This window comes from Roseburia sp. CLA-AA-H209, from assembly GCF_020687575.1.
In the GTDB taxonomy this organism is placed as follows: domain Bacteria; phylum Bacillota; class Clostridia; order Lachnospirales; family Lachnospiraceae; genus Roseburia_C; species Roseburia_C amylophila.
Genome location: NZ_JAJEQU010000001.1, coordinates 459993 through 477788, shown reverse-complemented (window position 1 = coordinate 477788; position 17796 = coordinate 459993). Strand labels below are relative to the sequence as shown.

Sequence of the window (17796 nt, the reverse complement as noted above, 5' to 3'; positions counted from 1 at the left end):
ACATCAGTTTAAACTCATAACTATAACGCATAAAAACACCCTCCTTACTGGTTGTCCAGTAAAGAGGGTACATATCAGTCTGATGATTCAGAGGATGGGGCTTCTTTTCTGCGTGCTGCAGCATTGCAGGCTCAGGATTTTATACAGCCTGACTGCGGAGCTGTTTCTTTTTCCGGTTCTTCCAAACAAGATAGGAAATCATAAGTGGTACACCGGCACCAATCCATGCTACCGGACTTGCCAGACGGACTGACCAGTATCCATATGGATTTAAAAGGAGCCATACGACACCGACACGGCAAATCATTTCAAAGATACCGCTGACCATAGGCATGATACCTTTTCCAAGTCCCTGCAAAGAAGTACGATAAAGGTAAATAAGAGCAAGAAAGAAGAAAAAGCAGCTGATGGTATTTAAGTACTGTGTGGCATAACTGTAAATGGCTTCCGTCGGTTCGCTTAAGAAAAGGGAAACAATGGAACGGCCAAATACAGTACAGATGAATGCAGCAATTGCAACAGTTCCAAGGGCGATTCCAAAGGCCTTCTTCATGCCATCGAAGATGCGGTCATATTTTCCGGCACCTAAGTTCTGACCACAGTAAGTAGACATTGTGGTTCCAAGAGCCGGCATTGGCTGGGTAGAAATCTGTTCTACCTTGGATGCAGCAGTAAAGGCTGCAACAGCACTGGAACCAAATACATTTACTGCAGACTGAAGAATCATGGAACCAACAGCTATCAGAGAGTAGTTCAAAGCCATCGGGATACCAAGTCCCATCATCTGGGCGGTTGTCACGCGGTCGATGTAGTAATCACTTTTTCTGGTGCGGAGAATCGTGAATTTACGGTACATATAAATAAGACAGAGAACAGCGGAAATACCCTGTGAGATTACGGTGGCATATGCAGCACCTGCAACATTTAATTTTAAAGTTACAATACAGAATAAATCCAGCACAATATTAAGAGCGGAGGAAAACAGCAGGAAGTATAATGGAGTCTTGCTGTCACCAACACCTCTTAAAATTCCGGAAACAACATTGTACATCATACTGGTAATGATACCCCAGAAGATAACCCGGATATAAGAGTCTGCCATATCAAGAATATTATCCGGTGTGTTCATAAAGATTAAAAGCTCACGGGAAGTAGTAACAGTCAATGCGGTAAGAATCACGGAAATGATTATGGTTAAGAGGAAGGATAAAGCAACAATATGCTTTAAACGGCTTTCATCCTTTGCACCGAAAGCCTGTGATACCATAACACCGAATCCCTGGGCAAGTCCGGATGCAAAACCAAGCACCAGAAACATAATAGAACCGGTTGCACCTACAGCAGCCAGGGCATCTTCTCCTAAAAACTGTCCTACAATGATGGTATCTACCATGTTGTAGAACTGCTGGAACAGATTCCCGAACAATACAGGAAGTGAGAAGAGAAGGATTAATTTCAGTGGATTTCCGATTGTCATATCTTTCGTCATAATTATAAGCTCCTTTCAAAAAAATTTTGCAGAAATATTCTGCACTATATGAGAAAAAAATACTATATTCTTAGGAAACGGGATTAGTATACATTGGTAAAATAAAAATGACAATGTAAAAATCAATCTAATTATGGTATAATTCGCTCATGAATACGAATTTAGAATATTACAAATTTTTTTATTATGTAGGAAAACTTCACAGTATTACATTGGCAGCAGAAGAACTGAATGTTTCACAGCCGGCAGTGTCCCAGGCAATCCGTAATTTGGAGCGGGAGCTGGGAACCACCCTTTTCATGCGGACATCCAGAGGGGTGCGTCTGACTGCAGAGGGGCAGACACTTTACGGCTATGTGCAGCGGGGCTATGAGACCATCCGGGAAGGCGAACGCAAATTCCTTGAAATGCAGGAGCTGACCAGCGGAGAAGTATGTATCGGAGCCAGCGATATGACACTGCAGTTTTATCTGCTTTCTTATCTGGAACAGTTTCATGAGCAGTATCCGAAAATCAGGATTACAGTTACCAATGCACCGACACCGGAGACACTGAAATATCTGCAGAGCGGCAGAATCGATTTTGGTGTAGTCAGCACGCCTATGGAGACAACGAAGAATATGCATGTGATTCCGGTGCGTGAGATAGAAGATGTCTTTGTGGCAGGACGAAAATTTGAATATTTAAAGGGCGGTAAATTAAGCTATAAAGAATTGGAACATCTGCCGGTTATGTGCCTGGAGGGAAATACCTCTACCAGAAAATATGTAGAGGAATTTCTGCTGGGAGAAGGCGTTGTGATTCATCCGGAGATAGAACTTGCCACCAGCGATATGCTGATACAGTTTGCAAAAAGGAGCCTTGGCATAGCAAATGTGGTCAGGGACTTTGCTCAGGAAGAAATTGATAAGGGGGAACTGTTTCAGATTACATTTAATAAGAAGATTCCTGCCAGACAGTTCTGTATTGTTTCAGATGACAGGGTTCCGTTGACTGCAGCAGCAGAAAAATTGTTGAAATTATTACAACATAAGTAAAACTTATATCGAGTATAAGGAATATTGACTTTACTTATAATATCTGATTCGGTATAATCAGAAAGTAAGAAGCAGAGAACTGGTTTTTACACCGGTTCTTTTTTGCTTTACAGGAAATTGCTTTCCTGTAAAGTAAAAAACGCTCCGCGAGTAGCTCGTAAAGCGTGTTTCTCATAGTTGCGCGAGCAGCGAGAAGAACATATTTCTTATTATAAGGAGGAAATAAAAATGGTTACAGCAGTAGTTGGTGCAAACTGGGGAGATGAAGGAAAAGGCAAGATTACTGATATGCTTGCAAAGGAAGCAGATATTATTATCCGTTTTCAGGGTGGTGCAAATGCAGGACATACTATCGTAAATGATTACGGAAAATTTGCATTACATACCCTTCCATCAGGAGTGTTCTACGGACATACCACAAGTATTATCGGAAATGGTGTTGCACTTGATATCCCGAAGCTTTTCAATGAGATGAAGTCTATTACAGACCGTAATGTACCGGCACCTAAGCTTTTGGTTTCTGACCGTGCACAGATTGTTATGCCGTATCATGTGCTTTTTGATCAGTACGAAGAGGAGCGTCTTGGCAAGAAATCATTCGGTTCTACCAAGTCAGGTATTGCACCATTTTATTCAGATAAATATGCAAAAATCGGTTTTCAGGTAAGTGAACTTTTCGATGAAGATACTTTAACAGAAAAGGTAGACCGTATCTGTGAAATGAAAAATATTATGTTAGAGCATATGTACCACAAACCATTACTGGACAAGGCAGAGCTGTTAAATACATTACATGAGTACCGTGATATGGTAGCTCCGTATGTCTGTGATGTTTCTTTATACCTTGATAAGGCAATCAAAGAAGGAAAGAACATTCTCTTAGAGGGACAGCTTGGAACCTTAAAAGACCCGGATCACGGAATTTATCCGATGGTAACATCTTCTTCTACATTGGCTGCATATGGTGCAATCGGAGCAGGAATCCCGCCATATGAGATTAAGAAAATTGTTACTGTATGTAAAGCATATTCTTCTGCTGTTGGTGCAGGCGCATTCGTCAGCGAAATCTTTGGCGAAGAAGCAGATGAATTAAGAAAACGCGGTGGAGACGGCGGAGAATTCGGCGCAACCACAGGACGTCCAAGACGTATGGGATGGTTTGACTGTGTGGCAAGTAAATATGGCTGCCGCATGCAGGGAGCAACTGATGTAGCATTTACCGTGTTAGATGTTTTAGGATATTTAGATGAGATTCCGGTTTGCGTAGGATATGAAATCGACGGAGAAGTAACCACAGACTTCCCTGTAACAACAAAGCTTGAAAAAGCAAAACCTGTATTAAAGAAACTTCCGGGCTGGAAGACAGATATCCGTGGAATTAAGAAATACGAAGACCTTCCGGAAAACTGCCGTAAATATGTAGAATTCATTGAAGAACAGATTGGATATCCGATTACCATGGTTTCTAACGGACCGGGAAGAAATGATATCATTTATCGTTAAGAATAAAGGCAGATTGTGATGATAAAAAATGTAATCTTTGACGTAGGAAATGTACTGGTAGACTTTCGCTGGGAAGAAGTATTTCATAAGCTCGGTTTTGAGGGGGAAACTTTTGAATGTGTGGCGGATGCTACCGTCCGTTCCGTAACCTGGAATGAATTCGACCGGGGAGCAAAGCCGGATGAAGAGATTATTGCTGCATGCATCAAGGAAGCACCGGATTATGAAAGAGAAATAAGACTCTTTTATGACCATGTAGGAGAGACGATTCATACTTATCCATATACGGTGCGGTGGATACGAAGCCTTGAGAAAAATGGATATCATACCTATATATTATCTAATTTTCCAAAGAGCACTTATGAAAAAGCAACAGAAGAACTTTCTTTTGAAAAGGAGACTACCGGAGCAATCTTTTCCTATCAGGTGAAGTGCATCAAGCCGGAAGCGGAAATTTATAAGCTATTGCTGGACAGATACCATTTAGTGCCACAGGAATGTGTATTCATAGACGACCGTCCAGAAAACATAGAGACGGCAGAAAAGCTTGGCATTACAGGCATACAGTTTCAGAATCAGCAGCAGGCAAAAAGAAGGCTTTTGGAACTTGGTGTCGTATCCGGCAGTTAATAAGTAAAGATTATGTAAAAAAAGAATAATTGTCTATTCGTTTCTTGCATTTCAATAGCGAAATGCTTATAATGAGCGTAAGCAGACGGGTAGCAACGCAACTGGCAGGAGTTACTCCTGCCAGTTTTTTTACTTTACAGGAAATTGCTTTCCTGTAAAGTAAAAAACGCTCCGCAAGGATGCACACTGCGGCGTATAAGGTAGATGTCGCAAGCGACCGCCGCAGGCGCGAGAATGTGCCAAAGCACATTCTTTGTTTCAGTTACGCAGTAAGCAGGGAGAATACAATGAGGATAACAGGTTTAAAGAAAAAGCTGATAAGTCTCATAGTGGCTGTTATTATGACGGTTTCAGGAATGTATGTTGAAAATATCAACATAGATTCTTCCTTTGCATGTGAAGATACTGCGAACCAGAATTTCACACAGGCAGCACATTTATCCAGACCATCAGAGAGCTGTACAGAAGAACTTTTGGGAACTCGGGAGACCGGCAGGATTGCAGCGGGATACCGCAGACTGTCGGAGAAAAACAGCGATTTGGAAGGAGCAGCATTATCACTGGAAGCAGTATTGCCTGAAAATCAGGCAAAAGACGGCTGGAACTTTGAATTACGGAAATCAAAGGATGTTTTGGACAGCAGGCGTGTCATTATAGGCTATATCCATCATCAGGATGGAGCGAAGGACTGACTATCACAAGTTAGAAGCAATTTACCTGTGCGCAGAGGAGCATAGGTTTCTTTGCGTACAATATCAGGTCATAACTGTGATAGGAGGATAATAAAATATGGCACAGGATATTGTAGTAGCGCTTATGGGCGTTATGGCAGCGGCAGCAGTTGCTATATGCTGGTGGTATGAGCATCATGGCAGAGAAGATGAGACTTCTTCTAAAGAGGAACAGGAAAAGACGAAAGAAGTATAAAGGAATAAAAGAAGATAGAGGGCTTGTAGCAGGAAAGGACAGAATATGAGAAAGACAAAAATTATATGTACATTAGGACCGGCAACAAAGGATGATGAAGTATTAAAACAGTTAATGGAAAATGGAATGGACGTGGCGAGAATTAACTTTTCCCACGGCTCACAGGCAGAACATAAAGTAACCATGGATCGTGTAAAAAAGATGCGTAAGGAACTGGGCAGACCGGTTGGAATTCTCCTTGATACCAGTGGACCGGAAATTCGGATTGGACAGCTGGAGGGCGGCAGGGCAGAGCTGCTTCCGGGAGATACCTTTAAGCTTACTACTAATGATATTATGGGAAATAAAGAGCGGGTCTCTATTACTTACAAAAATCTGGTACATGATGTCAAAGCCGGAACCAGAATTCTGATTGATGATGGACTGATTGAAATGCTGGTAACCAATGTGACAGAAACTGAGATTACCTGTAAAGTAGAAAATGGTGGTGTGATTTCAGACCGCAAAGGAATTAATGTACCGAATGTAAATCTGTCCATGCCTTATATCAGCCCGAAAGACCGCTCCGATATTCTATTTGGAATTGAGCAGGGTGTAGATTTTATTGCAGCATCTTTTGTACGCTGTGCAGATGATGTGCTGCAGTTACGGAAAATTATGGCAGAGCAGGGCTGCAATGACATTAAGATTATCTCTAAAATCGAAAACCGTCAGGGTGTAGATAATATTGATGAGATTCTGGCAGTGTCAGATGGCATTATGGTTGCCAGAGGAGACATGGGAGTGGAGATTCCGATTCGTGAAGTTCCGGCAATTCAGAAGAAAATTATAAAAAAGGTTTACCATGCAGAAAAGGTTGTTATTACGGCAACCCAGATGCTGGATTCCATGATGAAGAATCCACGCCCGACCAGAGCAGAAGCAACAGATGTTGCCAATGCTATTTATGATGGAACCAGTGCAATTATGCTGTCTGGTGAGACTGCTGCCGGGAAATATCCGGTGGAGGCATTAAAAACCATGACAGAGATTGCGGAATATACAGAAAATGATATTGATTATGAGAAACGTTTCCGCCAGCTGGAGAAGATTGATAATCCGGATGTAACCGATGCCATTTCCCATGCAACCTGCATGACTGCCATTGACATCAATGCGGCGGCAATTGTTACGGTAACCAAATCCGGCAAGACTGCCCGCATGATTTCAAGATATCGTCCGAAATGTGCAATTATCGGCTGTACCCCATCGGAAAAGAGTTATTATCAGATGAATCTTTCCTGGGGCGTAACACCACTTATGATACAGGAAGAGACGGATACAGAAGCATTGTTTAATAATGCAATGGAATCCGCAGAACAGCATGGATATGTACAGCATGGAGATCTGGCGGTTATTACAGCTGGAATTCCATTGGGTATTTCCGGTACCACCAATCTGATTCGTGTAGTAGTTACGGGACACTTAAAGAAATAGGAGCGCAGATGGTATGAATGAACAACCGAAATTAGCAGTGCTGATTGATGCAGAAAATGTATCCAATAAATATGTGAAACTAATTATGGATGAGGTCAGCAATTACGGGGTGGCTACTTATAAGCGGGTTTATGGAGATTATTCGAATCCGAGCGTATCTGCATGGATGAAAAATATGCAGGAGTACGCTCTGACACCGGAATTGCAGTGCAATTATACTGCGGGAAAAAGTGCTTCAGATTCGGCATTGATTATAGATGCCATGGATATTCTTTATTCCGGAAAAGTCAGCGGTTTCTGCCTGGTGTCGTCAGACAGTGATTTTACCAAACTTGCCATGCGCTTAAAGGAAGCCGGTATGATGGTAATCGGAATGGGAGAGGAGAAGACACCGAAGTCCTTTGTAAATGCCTGCGAGAATTTCAAGTATCTTGATTTACTTTATAATAAGGAAGAAGCAGAGGAAAAACAGCGCACAGCCACCACAAGAAGAAATACGAATGCATCTTCGGAAAAGGATGCCGGGGACAATGACAACCTTCCGAAGCTTTCGGATATTGAAAAGGAGGTAATCTCCATTATCCGGAGCAATGCAGAGGAAAATGGCTGGATTAATATTTCTGAGCTTGGAATCAATCTGAGCAAACGTATTCCGGGCTTTGACCCACGAAATTACCAGTGCAGTAAACTTTCTACCTTCTTAAAGAAGTTTAGGAGCATTGAATTAAACCCGATTGAGAATCCACACAATAAGCTGTTGAAGGTTGTGTATGCAAAAATAAAAGAGTAGCGGGAAGAAAAAATGGCATCTGATGTTTTTTTAAATCAGATGCCATTCTTTATTAATTTAATAGATATGTATTATAAAATAAAAATATTTTAGAGAAAATTTTATTTTGATGTCATAAATGAAGGTGGAGTAATAATAGGTCTCTCGCCATAGGAAGATGTCAACTGTGAGATGAGCAGTGAAATACGACTCATTATTATGGACATTATAACACTATCTTTGTTAAGTATTTTCTTTTTTATTAAGGTATAATCTAGCTGTTTATCTCCCTTATATTTATCATTAAGCTCTAAAAAAACGCTAAATGAAACGTTGATACATTCTTTAAAGAGATTGAACAGCCGCCGGTAAAATATTCATCAAAATTAGACATTTCTATTCCACCTTTATATTAGCAGAATTTTTAAAGGCAATTACATTATTAGAATAATTCTTGGTGTCATTAATATTACTTTCTTTGATAGCGTTTTCACAAAGCTGTTGAGCTGCAACATTTATATTAGCTGTAGGATGATTGGATAAATACATAGAAACTGCTTTTTCTACAGCTCGATTTAGCGTGTCACCATTTTCTAATGCTCTAAGTGCTAATTTCCTATGTAGCGCAGGTTTGATTCTAACATTGAATGTTCCTTTATATTTTTTTTCGGTTTTTTTTCCAACTTTTTCACAAAATATAAGATAATCGTCAACTGCACAATGAAATTCTTTCTCGACATCTGCGATACAAGTAGTTTGAAAATCTACATAATCATTTATCCCTTCAATAATTCCTCTGAGAGTACCGTCAGTAGCATTGTAACGAACTACTGTATGATAACCTTTGTATTCTAACATACTTTCTTTCATTATAATTCCTTATTCTTTTAAACATTTTATTAAATCTTTTACAGAACCGGTATCCATTGTATTTTCTGAATGTGGTTTATGAATCAAAATTACTCGCTGATCTGATTCTCGATAAAACATTACCCTGGAACCGGATGTTTTACCTTTGCTTTTTTTCTTCAAAACCAAGTTTTCTTAAAAGTGCTTTTGCATCGTCATAGGTATAGTTTTTTGAACATTTTAGTAATTCTTGTTTGGCCTTTTCTAATGAACTCATGTTTGAATTTCAACATCTCCCCTTTCTGTGACTTGCAATTGAAATCTAGTTGCAAATATTATGTTGAATATATCCATATAACATTAGAAAGAGGATTGTCAAGACAGTGTATGTAGTTTTATTTGTTATTATTCATCTATTGGAAAGTAATGGATTCTTATGGAGAAACCGGAATGTAATACATTCCAAATATAGAAAAAAGAAACCTTGAATAATCAAGGTTTCCTTTTAAATAATGAATGCGGAAGATGGGACTTGAACCCACACAAGCGCAATGCTTACAAGATCCTTAGTCTTGCTCGTCTGCCAGTTCCGACACTTCCGCATACCGTATGAACTTACGTCTCATGACGACTTGTAAATAGTAACAAATTCCGGGACAATTGTCAATGCCTATTTTTAACTTTTTTCGATTTTTGTCAATTTTATATATTTTTTCAAAAAAAGGGAAAAAATTAAAAATAGGGGTTGACTTATTACCGTTGAAACGGTAAAATATCATTTGTTCGCAGGAGTGGCGGAATTGGCAGACGCGCAGGCTTCAGGTGCCTGTGGTAGCAATATCGTGTGGGTTCAAGTCCCATCTCCTGCACTCAATGGCGCGAAGCCGAACCCGGTGTACTTTTTCAAGAAAGTGTTCGCCGTGGTGGTAAACTTCACGCGGAAATAGTGAAAAATAAAAGCGTCAGGGCTTAGGCTCTGGCGCTTTTGTTATGCCCGGTCGTCTCTCGATAGGGCTCGAGAAATAGAGCCTGCTCAGCTCGGCAGCTATCACCGTTCCTCTCTGGCCTCCTCGGCCGCGTGGCTATTGTTTGCGAGTTGCACGGGACTGGCTGCGGCGCCTGCTGCCTTCTTGTCTCGTTTTAAGGTTTTCACATTAAAAACCAGCAAAACTTGTCAGCTATCACTCAGACCGGGCTTGATCTGTTCATTATGCGCACCCCTCTGAATTTTCACGGGCTTGGGACCGTCCTCGGCTTCATTAGTGCCCCGCGTTGCTGCGGGTGCTACTTAACATTCGACGACCGTCAGATCCGACACGTCAATGCCTTTCCTCTCCAGCAGATCCATATAATTCCATGCGTCGTTGTCTGTCTCAAAAATAACCTGCTGTGCTTTTTCGGTGTTCTTGAATACACCGTGCTCGCCGTCCTCCAGTCTAAAGCCCACAATATAGCGCTGATCTACTTGATCCTTCACTGTAAACATGTAAAATTCTCCTTTCTGTTGTGCTGAGGTTCTTATCTTTCCCCCATGTCTTTGTATACAAGGTCGGTTATGTATGAGTTTGTACTCTGGTAGCCTTTTGACTTGGCCCATGCTGCGATCCGGTCTTTGTCTCCGATCGGCACCGTGATCGGGATCCGGTCCTTGTTTTCCCGCTGCCATGCGTTCTTGTACTTGGTGTGGGCTGCTGCCAGCTCCTCCGGTGTCTTTGTTGCTTTTCTTGCCACTGTATCGCCTCCTTCAGAGTAATTTTATCATATCATGCACACGACAACAACCCGCTACGCTGGTAATATGTCGATGTAGTACGTTTTGCAGACGCCTTTGTCGCATGAGTCGCAGATCTTCCAGTTTTTGCACCGGAGCAGCTCAGGAACCTGCCAGAGATAGCCCTCGAATATGTCGACGCGGATCTTGTGCCCAGCTGTCAGATATATGCGATCGCGGTCTGTTTTGATGTTGAACTCCTTAAAAATTCGGTACTCTGTTTCTTTCGCTTTTCTGGTTCCTCTCATGGTCTGCCTCCTATTCCTCCACCTCGTAGCCGTTTTTCTTGGCCCAGTTTATAGCTCCGCGCTTTGTTTTCCAGTTATTCGGTGCATAGTGTAAAACATGGTTTTCGCTTACGCTTTTCAGTCCGTAATACTGAGAAGCGGTTCCTTCGTTGATTGTGTACGTTGTGACTTTCATGTGCTGCCTCCTTATTTTCTGCGGTTTTCCTTGTTTCTGATATTATAATACTATATCGTGTGCAAGATAACAATACACACACTCACCAAACCTCTGCCGGAGCTTTTGTCTATCTTGCACAAGATATTAAAATAATGGAAAACAGCCTCTAAAATGCCCCAGAACGCAAAAAAGGCGCCCACTCGATAAAATTACCGAGCGAGCGTCTTTGTGTCAATTCTGACCGTCTGTGGCTTATTCTGTGGCCGTTTCCGTAGCTTTGGCAGCCTTTACCTCAGCAGTAGCCTGAGCGACTGCCGTCTGGGCTACTGTGGCAGCTACCGAGGCGGCAGCGGTGGCAGCAGTAGTGGCGATCTGTGTCTGCTTTTCCTCAGTGGCAGCAGGCGCCGTTCTTTTATCCTCCCTGACGAGGGTTTCGATCGTAGAAGCGAGCCATTTGTCAAAATCTCCGTAAGCCTCAGCGATCACTCGCTTGGCTTCGTCGGTGATAAGAGCAGTAGCGGTGTCTTTTGCTTTCTGCAATGCTGTGAGCTGGGCCTCTTTGTCGAATTTTCCCTGCGCCTTTAATGCGTCGACGTAGGTCTGGAAGGTTGTCTGTACGGCTTTCGTCACGGCGTCGCTTGCGAGATCCACATACTTGCGGACAGTGGCGTCGTTAATGTTTGCCGTGATTTCCTGCGTCTTTTTTCTCAGCCATGCAACCGCGAAGCCCGAGAGCGCCAGCAGCAGAGGCAAAATAACCATTGACATGAGTGTGTTGAGAGTTTCCTGATCCATTCCGTTGCCCTCCTTATGCTAATTCAAGATCGGTGACTTTCACCCAGCTTGTAATCTCTTTCAAGAGGGCGCGATCTCCGTCGATTTTCTGCACCGTGTATTTTCTGGACTTCACCCAGCTCGGGATCGTCTGGCCGGTTGCGTACTTTGTGGCCGAGCTCTTTACCTTGACTGTTTTGCCCTCCGCAATAGAGCCAGAGGCGGCAGCAGTAGAGGCTCCCGCAATGTCTGAGGCATTTACCCAGCCGTAAACGGTCGATCCCGATCCATTGACTGCAATCAGGTGGTAAGGGTGCTTTGTACCCTCTGCGGTGTCTGTTACCTTTGCTTTTCCAGCCTTGCAGGAAGGACCGCTGGTAGCGTTCGCGCTTGCGTAGTGCTTGGATCCGGTAAAGTTTACAATATCGCCCTTTGAGTATTTCAGACCTCCACCGTTGCCAGATCCAGATCCGGCGCTGGTTGCCTTGCTGCTGTACTTAGGCACTCCGTAGCCTCTAATATAGCGGCCGTTTACAGCAATTTCGCGATAGCTTACTGAGTCGCTCTTGTTTCCTTCGATAATCTTGATCGTGTTGCCTGATACGCTCACTACAATGCCGACATGCTCAGGCCAGCCGGTATCGTCGCCGACTCCGTTGTCGTCCCAGTCGTAAAAAATAACGTCGCCGGCGCTCGGTCTGTATGCGTCATTTTCTACCCATGCGCCGAGCTTCTGGAAAAGCTGGATCATCTGGCCGCAGCCGCACTCGGTCGGGATAATGTCAGTAAGTCCCGTTTTAATAGCCATAGCTGAGACAAAAGTCGCGCACCATGAGTCCGTATATTTTACGGCGTAGTTTCTGGCGAGGGGCTTGTGGCTATTGTAAAGATCAATAATTTTCTTGTGGCTGCCGTTGCTTTCCTTGCAACCCAGATAGGAAACGGCTGCATTGACGTAGCTCTGTCTTAATTCTTTTTCTGTCATTATGGTGTACCTCCTTCATAGTTAGAGCCCGGATCATATTCTCCGGGCTCAGTGTTCTGCTTTTTAGATTGTTCTAACTCCTTTTGACGCCTGATAGTGTCGAGCTTGATCTCATTCTCAGCCTTAGCCTTCCAGAAATAAAAACCAGTAGCAGCAGAAAGCTCGGTAAATATTCCCGGTATGATGTAGGCGAGCGGCGAGGTGTCGCCGGTTCTCCACATGAGGGCAAAAGAAAAGACCACGATCACGACGGTGGCAGCAGCTACCGCTCGTAATATGGTCTTAGAAAATTCTTTTCTAGGTTTCCGCATTTGATCGCCTCCGATCCGTCTGTATGTTGTGCTCACGTTCGAGGTGTTCGTCAATGCGGTTGTGCGCGCTTTTGGCTGACTCATGGGCTCGGCCGGCTGTGTTACTAATTCCGGCGAGCTGGTTGCTGATCTCGTCGATCCGGCCCTCCAGTCGTTGCACGTCTCTGTTGAGCTGGCCCTCAATACGGCCGACGCTTTCCTTGATGTAGCGCAGGTCCGTTTCCAGAGCTCCGGCGGCTTTCCCGTCTGCTTTGGTTACTGACTGACGCCCAAAATAGAAAGTAGCGACAGAGAGACAGAGCCCGGCCACCGTGATGAAAATGCTCAGATCTGTCATAGGATCCCTCCTTCCTCAAAAATGCCGGCGGCCTTCAGGCGTCCGATCATGTTGCCGGTCGCTTCCTCCAGTTGCTCGGTTTTTTCGTTCTGAGCCACGGCCTCATATTGCTCGAGTCTGGAGTGCAGCTCGGCGTTAATCTGGGCCATGTTGGAAATTATTGCGTTTTGCAATTCAATAATTTCGAGGTTACTCATTGTCTACCACCTGCCCTTCGGTGGTCTCGAGCGTCTCAATCGCTGCCTGCAGGTCATTGATCTGCTGACGATATTCAGCTCGCTGGGCGCGTGTCGGCTCGTACTCCTCGTCTGTGAGGGCGCCGTCGGCATGTTTCAGAGCCTTATAATCTGTCGCAGCGAGTAACTGCTGTAAGCCTCTGATTTCTGCCTCCATTTCTTCTCTGGTTCTCATGGTTGTGGTCCTCCTTTCCATTGATCTATAAACAGCCTATTAAATAGGCGGTCCATGCTTTGCACGGTTCTGTATGCGTCCCGGTGCGACATGCTGCCACGCCATGAGGCGTATGAGCGCCGAACCTCGTCGAAGGTCAGGACGCCAGAAGCTACGAGAGCCGCCTGCTTTTTCAGCTTTCGGCGTTCTCTGGTGATACTGTCACGGCACGGCTTTTTGATGATCCGGCCGGTTTCTGTGATATAAAAATGAGTTTTCAAAAATGTAAACCCGTGTTTGAGGTCTACAATTTTTGTTTTCTTCTCATTGATAACTATGCCATATTCCGAGTATATCGCCCGGAGTTTTTCGAGACATTCCTCGAGGTATGCAATGCTATGGTGCAGCAGATAGGTGTCGTCCATATATCTGCCATAGCCACGGATCCTGAGCACTTCATTCGCGTAATGGTCCGCGCGGTTTGGAAGCATTACGGCGTTAATCTGGCTCGTTTCACTTCCCAGCCCGAGGCCTTTATCGCCGAAGGCAGAAATAAAGCTCATTCCCAGAGCTATGACGCGTGGATCCGTGAAGATCTGCCGGTATATCTCAAAAAGTGGCTCATGCGCCACATTCCCGAAGTAGTCCGAGAAGTCAATCAGAAGTATGCCGCCTTCGCGTCCGTATTTCCTGAAATGCCTCCGCAAGTGAGTCGTCAGTCTGTTGGTCGCGAACTGGGTGCCTTTTCCTTGCTGGCTCGCCCCGTTGTCATAAATCAGGGAGCGGGTGAAAGTGTGGTATATGATGTTGGTGCAAAATGATTTTTGCACAACCCTCTCGGAAAAATGCACGCTTTTGATGTGCCTCAGCTTGCCGCGTTCGCATATATCAAAACAGATAAAGCCGCGGCGTATATCTTTTCCAGCAAGCAGCTCGGCGCGTGTTTTGGATATATTAAAAAGCAGCAAAGAGTTGTACCTCTGGACGCTGGCTTTCCAGTCGACGCCCTTCGAGGCTTCCCTTGCTGCTTCATACAGAGAGTTCAGTGAGGCCACGCGCTCAAAATCATCATATTTCCCGATTGTTTCCTGCCTCTTTTTCAGCCTTGCGGCTTTCCGTCTCTGGTATCGTTGTTCTCGTCTTTCTTCGCTTGTCACAATTTAACTCATTCCTTTGTTATTACCCAGCACGGCTGTCATGCGTTTAATTAGCCGCATAGTACAACGGGTATGAAACGCGGAGAACTCGCACAAACTCCGCGCCATGCAAGCAGCGTCCACCCGGTAGCGTCTGGGCTCTTATTTACGCCTTGACGGCGAGGGTTATTTGCTCCTTCCTTCCACTCTGGCACTGATTTCGATTTCTCTACTCTGTCTGGCATATAGGTGGAATCAGACCGGGACGTAAAGCTCGTTGCTGGCGTTCCAGTTGTTGGAGTTCCCGTTGTTGTTGACGTTCACGCAATTAGTCGAGCTGCCACTCCTGACAGAAGCGGTCCACCAGTTGCAGCGGCCGCGTGACACTTTTCAGCAAATAACCCGAGTTTATTATCTGGCTCTTATTTTGTCGTTTTTCCTCCAGCCTTTCAGGTCGTCGATCTCTTGACTCAATAAGCTCGTGATTTCTTCGAGGCTTGCGGCCGTGGCCGAAGGCACGCACCTGATAAGACGGGAGAGTTTTCTCTGTAATTGGTAGCCGTTCGCGATCGCCTTTTGGGCGTATGCCTTACGGCTCGCGAGATCCTGCTCATTCATGGCATAGATACTGTTCGCGGCGATTATGTTGTCGTTCAGCTCGTCAATTTTCTTGATAAGATCCTGACCGATCATAAAGCGCCACTTTTTAGGCACATACCTCTCATTCATAACATAGAGCGTTACAAGATCTTGAAGTTTCTCGGCGTTCGCAAGGACGTCGAACGGCGTCTTTTTACGGTTTCTGGTGTATACGTTACTCATTCTATGCCTCCAGTTACCCGGCTACACGAGGTAGCCGGATTTTGAAATTATGCCGCGGCTTACGCCTCGTCAATTCGGAAGCAGACCGGGACGTAAAGCTCGTTGCTGGCGTACCAGTAGATGGAGTTCCCGCTGCCGTAGACGTACACGCAATAAGTCGAGCTGCCACTCCTGACAGAAGCGGTCCACCAGCTGCAGCGGCCGCCGCCGTTTCCGGCGCCCTTGATACGGTTCAAAAAGCTATTAGCAAAGATCGGGTACTGTACGCCCTGTCCCTGACTCCAGCCTTTTGTCCCCCAGATAGTTGAACCGAAGATTTCATACTCGAGAGGCACCCAGAGAGGACCGAGATCCTGCCAGCCCCAGCCCGTGCCGTCAGTGAGTGCGCCGCTTGCGCTGTATCTGTATTCCATGAGGGCGCGCTTGTTGCTGATTACAGCCTTGACTGCTGCCGGAAGGTAGCCGTAAAGGGTAGTAGTGAGGAATGTGTGCAGGTTGCTTATCATGTACGGTGAGTTATTTGCAGCGTTTCCGTTGTTATTATTGGCTTCATTCCATTTTACTGTCTGATTAAAACAGTCTTTACTAATAAAATCAATGTGGTGGCTGAGCTGCTGATCGGTGGTTCTGTAATATGTGTCGATACCAGCAACCTGCATTTTCACCGTCTGGCCGTTCATTGTGATGGGAATATAGTCGGCTACATGAATACCGGCAAAATTGTGGGCTTTGATCCTTGCCTTAATCCACGCCCATGCGTCTGAATACTTTGCAATCTCCAGCGCAAAGACAGTAGTCAGGTCTCTGCCGTCATAGAGGCGATCGTTGTCGGACATAGCTCTCGCAAGCTCCTCGTTTGTAGCTTCGAGATCCTCAGCCAGAGCGACGGCTCCGGTCTTGGTCTGGATCGTAACCTCCAGAGCATTGTCGACGGTCGCAAAGTATTCCTGCGTAATGGTCGAAGGTGTCAAACCGTTGTACGGCGGCAAATAGTCGGCCACGTTCGCGATCGCGATCGAGTAGAGGACTGGAGCAGCGGCCGGGTGTAATTCATCAACCGCATAAATGCCGATCTCATTCACATAATAGCCAGCAGAAAGCTCAGCATTTGAGACGAGCGCCGTCAATTTTACGCAGGTATCGGTCGCCATTTCAATTTTAGAGAATGGGATCTCTTGTTTCTGCGCTTTGAGAGTAGAGCGGGCCTGCAGGCTGGCTCTGGTTTTCTCCGAGTCTGAATAGGTGCCGGATCCAATCACCAGCTTGGTGAACTTAATTTTTGCGGTTCCGGCGGTTGTGGCTGCCAGCAAGGCGGCGCCACCGTTTGTCATTACTGCATTGTTAAAATCTGCCATAATGCAATCATTCCTCCTTTATGATGTTTTTAATGTGGTTTGTATGTGCAACTCCGGCAGCCAGTGGAAGCTCCAGAGGTTGTACGTCGTCAAAATGTTCTATTGCTCCCGCTTTGCTTTGGCTCTGGCCTGCTGCCGTGCCGACATTCGACACAATGCCCGCAGAGTATTCCAACGCAAAGTAGTCCATAATGCTGTTGCGGCTGTGGTAGGATCCTCGGCCGGTTCCTCCGTGCTGGGTGATTTCTGCCTTGCGTGTTTCCTGAAAATGGTCTAAAACTACGCATTTACTGAATGAATGGTGAGCGGTTCCTCCGTGGAGTGGCTGCTGGATCGTTCTGGTAACTTCGATCATTTCAACATGAGAGCGCGCGTTTTTTACCTTGTCGATCATGTTCAAAAAATAAAGCATACCGTCCTTCGTGAGCGTTGCGCTTGTCTGGATTTTGAACCAGTACGGCTGGCCGCCGTACTCGAACCACTCCGTAACTTTACCCATTCCGAAGGCTGAGGTGATAAGCTCCTCAACCGCCCATTTTGTGCCGCGCTTTTCATGGACTCGGTAGCATGTGCGTATTACTGATCTTTTGGTCTCCAGAGAGAAAGAGGAGTCCCACCAGTCAATATTGAACTCCCACGCCATTTCATCGAGCTGCGCGTCGTTCATGTTGTCGATCTGGTCCCATTTCCGCAGAATTTTGGCTCTGTTCGCCGGTTCAGCGAGCAGAACATCCATAGCGTGAGAGAGCGCCACGTCCGTTTCGTCCGCTTTCATAAATTTAGGGAGCAGCTTCGCCATGTTGGGGTTAAAAATGCTCATTCTTGCCATG

22 protein-coding genes, 2 tRNA genes and 1 pseudogene are annotated in these 17796 nt (G+C 45.1%); 8 read left to right on the top strand and 17 right to left on the bottom strand.

What is annotated here, in order from left to right:
* Window positions 1-139 precede the first annotated feature (139 nt).
* The gene (locus tag LKD41_RS02470; RefSeq protein ID WP_227700282.1) at window positions 140-1489 is read right to left on the bottom strand and encodes an MATE family efflux transporter; all 1350 of its coding nucleotides are present in this window, start codon (window positions 1487-1489) and stop codon (window positions 140-142) included.
* A 149-nt stretch (window positions 1490-1638) separates the two neighbouring features.
* Between LKD41_RS02470 and LKD41_RS02465 the strand changes: the two genes are divergently transcribed.
* The 7 genes and pseudogenes from LKD41_RS02465 (at window position 1639) to LKD41_RS02435 (ending at window position 7852) form a co-directional block, all read left to right on the top strand.
* Entirely contained in the window at window positions 1639-2526 is an 888-nt protein-coding gene (locus LKD41_RS02465; RefSeq protein WP_022243197.1) for a LysR family transcriptional regulator, read from the top strand.
* Window positions 2527-2754: 228 nt separating this feature from the next.
* Window positions 2755-4029 (top strand): adenylosuccinate synthase, encoded by a 1275-nt coding sequence (locus tag LKD41_RS02460; RefSeq protein ID WP_227700281.1) that lies wholly within the window; start codon window positions 2755-2757, stop codon window positions 4027-4029.
* A gap of 18 nt (window positions 4030-4047) precedes the next feature.
* Window positions 4048-4659, top strand: a complete 612-nt coding sequence (locus LKD41_RS02455) for an HAD family hydrolase (RefSeq protein WP_022243195.1) — start codon at window positions 4048-4050, stop codon at window positions 4657-4659.
* A 287-nt stretch (window positions 4660-4946) separates the two neighbouring features.
* Complete coding sequence (locus tag LKD41_RS02450; protein ID WP_227700280.1) at window positions 4947-5351, top strand: hypothetical protein; 405 nt, start codon at window positions 4947-4949, stop codon at window positions 5349-5351.
* Window positions 5352-5448: 97 nt separating this feature from the next.
* A complete protein-coding gene (locus tag LKD41_RS02445) occupies window positions 5449-5586 on the top strand; it encodes a hypothetical protein (protein WP_227700279.1) in 138 nt (45 codons plus the stop codon).
* A gap of 45 nt (window positions 5587-5631) precedes the next feature.
* Window positions 5632-7053, top strand: a pseudogene (gene pyk / locus LKD41_RS02440) (pyruvate kinase); the annotation flags it as partial.
* 22 nt (window positions 7054-7075) lie between these two features.
* Window positions 7076-7852 (top strand): NYN domain-containing protein, encoded by a 777-nt coding sequence (locus LKD41_RS02435; RefSeq protein WP_022243191.1) that lies wholly within the window; start codon window positions 7076-7078, stop codon window positions 7850-7852.
* 375 nt (window positions 7853-8227) lie between these two features.
* On the opposite strand, the gene LKD41_RS02430 is transcribed toward LKD41_RS02435, so the two are convergent.
* Both LKD41_RS02430 and LKD41_RS02425 read right to left on the bottom strand, forming a co-directional pair.
* Window positions 8228-8701: a type II toxin-antitoxin system HicB family antitoxin gene (locus LKD41_RS02430; protein WP_227700278.1), complete on the bottom strand. Its 474-nt coding sequence runs from the start codon at window positions 8699-8701 to the stop codon at window positions 8228-8230.
* Window positions 8702-9197: 496 nt separating this feature from the next.
* A tRNA-Leu gene (locus LKD41_RS02425) sits at window positions 9198-9282 on the bottom strand.
* A 183-nt stretch (window positions 9283-9465) separates the two neighbouring features.
* On the opposite strand from LKD41_RS02425, the gene LKD41_RS02420 reads away from it, so the two are divergent.
* Window positions 9466-9549: transfer RNA gene (locus tag LKD41_RS02420), tRNA-Leu, on the top strand.
* Window positions 9550-9968: 419 nt separating this feature from the next.
* Here the strand turns inward: LKD41_RS02420 and LKD41_RS02415 are convergent.
* From LKD41_RS02415 to LKD41_RS02350, 14 genes are all read right to left on the bottom strand, one after another.
* Window positions 9969-10166, bottom strand: a complete 198-nt coding sequence (locus LKD41_RS02415; RefSeq protein ID WP_227700277.1) for a hypothetical protein — start codon at window positions 10164-10166, stop codon at window positions 9969-9971.
* 32 nt (window positions 10167-10198) lie between these two features.
* Entirely contained in the window at window positions 10199-10411 is a 213-nt protein-coding gene (locus LKD41_RS02410) for a hypothetical protein (protein ID WP_227700276.1), read from the bottom strand.
* Window positions 10412-10465: 54 nt separating this feature from the next.
* A complete protein-coding gene (locus LKD41_RS02405) occupies window positions 10466-10699 on the bottom strand; it encodes a hypothetical protein (protein ID WP_227700275.1) in 234 nt (77 codons plus the stop codon).
* Window positions 10700-10709: 10 nt separating this feature from the next.
* Complete coding sequence (locus tag LKD41_RS02400) at window positions 10710-10874, bottom strand: hypothetical protein (RefSeq protein WP_158559028.1); 165 nt, start codon at window positions 10872-10874, stop codon at window positions 10710-10712.
* Window positions 10875-11108: 234 nt separating this feature from the next.
* The gene (locus tag LKD41_RS02395; protein WP_006855495.1) at window positions 11109-11651 is read right to left on the bottom strand and encodes a hypothetical protein; all 543 of its coding nucleotides are present in this window, start codon (window positions 11649-11651) and stop codon (window positions 11109-11111) included.
* A gap of 13 nt (window positions 11652-11664) precedes the next feature.
* Window positions 11665-12615 carry a CHAP domain-containing protein gene (locus LKD41_RS02390; protein WP_227700274.1) on the bottom strand — a complete coding sequence of 317 codons (951 nt, stop codon included), beginning with the start codon at window positions 12613-12615 and terminating at the stop codon, window positions 11665-11667.
* Entirely contained in the window at window positions 12615-12926 is a 312-nt protein-coding gene (locus tag LKD41_RS02385) for a hypothetical protein (RefSeq protein ID WP_024725531.1), read from the bottom strand. The genes LKD41_RS02390 and LKD41_RS02385 overlap by 1 nt, the downstream gene beginning before the upstream one ends.
* Window positions 12913-13263 carry a hypothetical protein gene (locus LKD41_RS02380; protein WP_006855491.1) on the bottom strand — a complete coding sequence of 117 codons (351 nt, stop codon included), beginning with the start codon at window positions 13261-13263 and terminating at the stop codon, window positions 12913-12915. Before LKD41_RS02380 ends, LKD41_RS02385 begins: the two co-directional genes overlap by 14 nt.
* Complete coding sequence (locus LKD41_RS02375; protein ID WP_191229834.1) at window positions 13260-13460, bottom strand: hypothetical protein; 201 nt, start codon at window positions 13458-13460, stop codon at window positions 13260-13262. The genes LKD41_RS02380 and LKD41_RS02375 overlap by 4 nt, the downstream gene beginning before the upstream one ends.
* Window positions 13453-13674 (bottom strand): hypothetical protein, encoded by a 222-nt coding sequence (locus LKD41_RS02370; protein ID WP_227700273.1) that lies wholly within the window; start codon window positions 13672-13674, stop codon window positions 13453-13455. The genes LKD41_RS02375 and LKD41_RS02370 overlap by 8 nt, the downstream gene beginning before the upstream one ends.
* Window positions 13671-14810, bottom strand: a complete 1140-nt coding sequence (locus tag LKD41_RS02365) for an RNA-directed DNA polymerase (RefSeq protein WP_227700272.1) — start codon at window positions 14808-14810, stop codon at window positions 13671-13673. The genes LKD41_RS02370 and LKD41_RS02365 overlap by 4 nt, the downstream gene beginning before the upstream one ends.
* A 390-nt stretch (window positions 14811-15200) precedes the next feature.
* Window positions 15201-15611, bottom strand: coding sequence for a hypothetical protein (locus tag LKD41_RS02360; RefSeq protein ID WP_227700271.1), 411 nt, complete (start codon window positions 15609-15611; stop codon window positions 15201-15203).
* Window positions 15612-15670: 59 nt separating this feature from the next.
* Entirely contained in the window at window positions 15671-16966 is a 1296-nt protein-coding gene (locus tag LKD41_RS02355; protein ID WP_227700270.1) for a DUF6273 domain-containing protein, read from the bottom strand.
* 7 nt (window positions 16967-16973) lie between these two features.
* On the bottom strand, window positions 16974-17795 hold the full coding sequence (locus LKD41_RS02350; protein WP_227700269.1) for a phage tail protein I: 822 nt from the start codon (window positions 17793-17795) through the stop codon (window positions 16974-16976).
* Window position 17796 lies beyond the last annotated feature (1 nt).